4 protein-coding genes are annotated in these 3,652 nt (G+C 60.5%); all 4 read right to left on the reverse strand.

The window, feature by feature from the left end; genetic code table 11:
- Positions 1 to 137: 137 nt before the first annotated feature.
- Positions 138 to 1,976 (reverse strand): translational GTPase TypA, encoded by a 1,839-nt coding sequence (gene typA / locus AB5Z14_RS08265; protein WP_368131029.1) that lies wholly within the window; start codon positions 1,974 to 1,976, stop codon positions 138 to 140.
- A gap of 117 nt (positions 1,977 to 2,093) precedes the next feature.
- The gene (locus AB5Z14_RS08270; RefSeq protein WP_089572580.1) at positions 2,094 to 2,543 is read right to left on the reverse strand and encodes a hypothetical protein; all 450 of its coding nucleotides are present in this window, start codon (positions 2,541 to 2,543) and stop codon (positions 2,094 to 2,096) included.
- Between the two features lie 30 nt (positions 2,544 to 2,573).
- Positions 2,574 to 2,930: a hypothetical protein gene (locus AB5Z14_RS08275; RefSeq protein WP_368131030.1), complete on the reverse strand. Its 357-nt coding sequence runs from the start codon at positions 2,928 to 2,930 to the stop codon at positions 2,574 to 2,576.
- A gap of 33 nt (positions 2,931 to 2,963) precedes the next feature.
- Positions 2,964 to 3,464: a bifunctional nuclease family protein gene (locus AB5Z14_RS08280; RefSeq protein WP_099432413.1), complete on the reverse strand. Its 501-nt coding sequence runs from the start codon at positions 3,462 to 3,464 to the stop codon at positions 2,964 to 2,966.
- Between the last annotated feature and the right edge of the window lie 188 nt (positions 3,465 to 3,652).

A 3,652-nucleotide genomic window follows, 5' to 3' on the forward strand; every position in this document is an offset into this window, starting at 1 on the left:
TAAAGCCGTTTGTCTCCACCCGCGTAGCGGGTGGTTTAAAGCTGGCCGCTGCGCGGCCAGCAGACTAAAGTCTTGAAAAAGGGCGCCGACCATTACGGTCGACGCCCTTTCTTATTGGCGGTTATAAACCCCAGCGCTTATTTGTTGACCTGGCCGGCGCGAACGGCAGCCTTCTTACGGTCGGTGGCGTTGAGCAGACGCTTGCGCAGGCGAATGTTCTTGGGAGTGATCTCGACCAGCTCGTCGTCGGCGATGTACTCCAGCGCCTCCTCCAGCGAGAAGGTGCGGGGCGGCACCAGCTGCACGGAGATATCGGAGGTCGAGGAACGCTGGTTGCCCAGGTTCTTGGTACGGGCGATGTTGACGACCATGTCGCCAGCCTTGCTGCGCTCGCCCACGATCATGCCCTCATAGCACTCGGTGCCCGGCTCAACAAACAGCTGGCCGCGCTCCTGCAGCGTGCCCAGAGCGTAAGCAACGGCCTTCTCGGTGGTCATGGAGATCATGGCGCCGTTCTGACGGTTGCCGATCTCGCCGGCGTAGGGGCCGTACTCCAGGAAGGTGTGGTAGAACACGCCCTCGCCGTGGGTAACGTTCATGATGCGGTTCTTAAGACCCATGATGCCGCGCGTCGGGATCTTGAACTCGAGGTGGGTCACGATGCCCGAGGTGTCCATACTCGTCATGATGCCGCCCGAGGTACCGAAGACCTCGACGACCTTGCCCGAGTACTCGTCCGGGCACTCGACGACGGCCTGCTCGACGGGCTCCATCTTGTTGCCGTTCTCGTCCTTCTTAAACAGAACGCGGGGACGGCCGACCTGGAACTCAAAGCCCTCGCGGCGCATGGACTCCATCAGGACGGACAGGTGCAGGATGCCGCGGCCCGAGACCTCGACGCCGCTCTTGTCCTCGAGCTCCTCGATCTTCATGGTCACGTTGTTCTCGGCCTCGTTGAACAGGCGCTCCTTGAGCTGACGGGCGCCCACGATGTCGCCGTCGCGGCCGACGAGTGGGGAGGTCGAAGCCTCGAAGACGATGGACAGGGTCGGCGGGTCGATCTCGATAGACTCGAGCTCGACGGGATTCTCGGGGTCGGTGTAGACATCGCCGATATCGGTGCGGTCGATACCCACGACGGCGGCGATATCGCCGGCGCCGACTTCCTGGCACTCGGTGCGGCCCAGGTAGTCAAAGGTGAAGAGCTGCTTGACGGTAGCGGTGGCGCTGGAGCCGTCGTTCTTCACAACAAGGATCTGGTCGCCCTGGTGGATGGTACCGGAGTACACGCGACCGATGCCGATGCGGCCGACAAAGTTGGAGTGGTCGATGGTCACGCACTGCATGGCCAGCGGGGCGTTCTCGTCAACCTCAGGCGCGGGCATGTCGTCGATGATCATGTCGAGCAGCGGATACATGTCCATGTTGCCGTCCTCGGGATCGAGGCGGGCAAAACCGTTCATGGCGCTGGCGTAGACAACGTGCTCCATGGCGAACTCAAGCTGGTCATCGGTAGCGCCCAGGTCAGCCATAAGGTCGAGGCAGTCGTTGTAGGCCTTCTCGGGGTTGGCACCCGGACGGTCGATCTTGTTGATGACGATCATGATCTTGAGGCCGGTGTCGATAGCGTGACGCAGCACGAAGCGGGTCTGGGGCATGGGGCCCTCAAAGGCGTCGACCAGCAGCAGGGCGCCGTCGGCCATACGCAGCACGCGCTCGACCTCGCCGCCAAAGTCGGCGTGGCCCGGGGTGTCGATGACGTTGATCTTGACGTCCTTGTACTCGATAGAGATGTTCTTGGCGAGAATCGTAATGCCGCGCTCGCGCTCCTGGTCGTTAGAATCCAGGACGCGGTCCTCGACCTGCTGGTTGGCACGGAAGGCGTCCGTGGCACGCAGGAGCTTGTCGACCATCGTCGTCTTGCCGTGGTCGACGTGAGCGATGATGGCGATGTTCCTCAGATTGTCTACGCGCATGTAGTTCCCCTATCTTCTATCCATATACAAACGGCACGCGTATGCGGCCCGCCCAGCGATGCAACGCTCAGCGGGAATATTGAGCCTTTTACCGAAAACTCGTTTATTTTAGCGATTTTAGATAAGAGGGGTTTCCTCACCTGCAGGTTCAGGGTCGCTCCACATAAAACCATCGCCGGCACCCATACCCTCATACAGCACATATGCCGAAAAGCCACTCTCGAGCGTGGTTTCGAAGAAGCTCACGAGCAGGGCATCGTGATAGCCGCCGTCAATTTCAACGCAGCCGGTGTAGCCTATGGCATAACGAGCGATACGGCCAAGCCCTTCGTCCTTAAGACCCATCTTATGCTCGGAGATAAAGTTGGTGGCAGCCTCGAGGCATGCCTCTTCGCCATCCTCGTCGAGCGCCGCCAGATAGCGGTTGGAGGCAGCGTCCTCAATCGCCACGACCACGCCCGGGTTCTCGCCCGCGGCCAGGTCGTCCAAGAAGGCGCCAATCAGATCGCACACCATGGCGTCGAGCTCGGCGGAGACGTTACCGGCGTCCTGCATATCCTGTGCCATCTTTAGACCTTCCCATCGAGTCTGGCGTCGTTACAGTTCTTGCGCCTCGGCAGCGATCTTGGCGGCAGCGTCGCGGGCGCGCATCATGTCTGCCGCGCGCTTGTCGAGCACCTTAATCTGGTTGGTCAGCATTACCGCATCGACCACACCCCAGATTACCAGGCCCGTAGAGATCGAAAACCCAAGCGCACCAACTGTACCACGAAGGCGCGAACAGATTGCCGCGACAAGGGCGGAGATAACAACCATCTTGATAAACGAGCCGCGGCGTTCGCGAAGCGTGCGAGCCTGCGTCACATAGGCAATGCGAGCCGCCTCGGATGCCTCCGAGCGCATCTGGGCCTCGCGCGCAATGGCCGCCGCCTCAGCCGACATACCGCCGGTCATCAGCGAACACTCCGCAACTCTGCCGCCCCGCATTTAGAAGTCATCGGGGGAGAGCGTATGGACGAACTCGTCGAACTTCTCGAACTCCTGCTCGTCGTCGACTTCCTCGGCGTGGGTAGAAACAGTGCCCAGGCGATTCATGATGTCGTCCTCCACGAACATGGGAGCATTGCTGCGCACGGCAAGGGCAATGGCATCACTGGGACGAGCGTCGATCTTGCGCTCCTCGCCATCGGCCAGTACGACTATCGTCGCGTAGAACACCGGCGGCTCGGCGCGAACGATCTCGATGCGCTCGAGCTTGGCGCCCAGGGCGTCAACGGTATCGAGCAGCAGGTCATGGGTAATCGGGCGCTCGGCGCGACCGCTATCGATGCCGCGGCTGATGGCGGCAGCTTCAAACGAACCAGTCTGAATGGAAAGGGAACGCAGCGGCGCGGGCGAGTCCGATTTGCTGCTGCGCTCACGAAGTACGATAAGCGATGGCACGGGACCGGCGGCCATGACGATGGTCTCTATGTCGACACGAACCATGGAACACCTCCGGTACGTAGCGGTTAACACGCGGCAGCCCGCCGCATTGAATAGCTATACTACCCAAACTTTCGCACAGCACACAAAATCAAAGTAGTTAATTTGGGACGGGGCTTTTTTGACCACTTTTGTTGGATAAGAAAAAAGCCTCGAGGCAAATGCCCCGAGGCTCTTCACGTTTTTGATGG

It is taken from the genome of Collinsella aerofaciens (assembly GCF_040910265.1).
Taxonomy (GTDB): Bacteria; Actinomycetota; Coriobacteriia; order Coriobacteriales; family Coriobacteriaceae; genus Collinsella; species Collinsella aerofaciens_BK.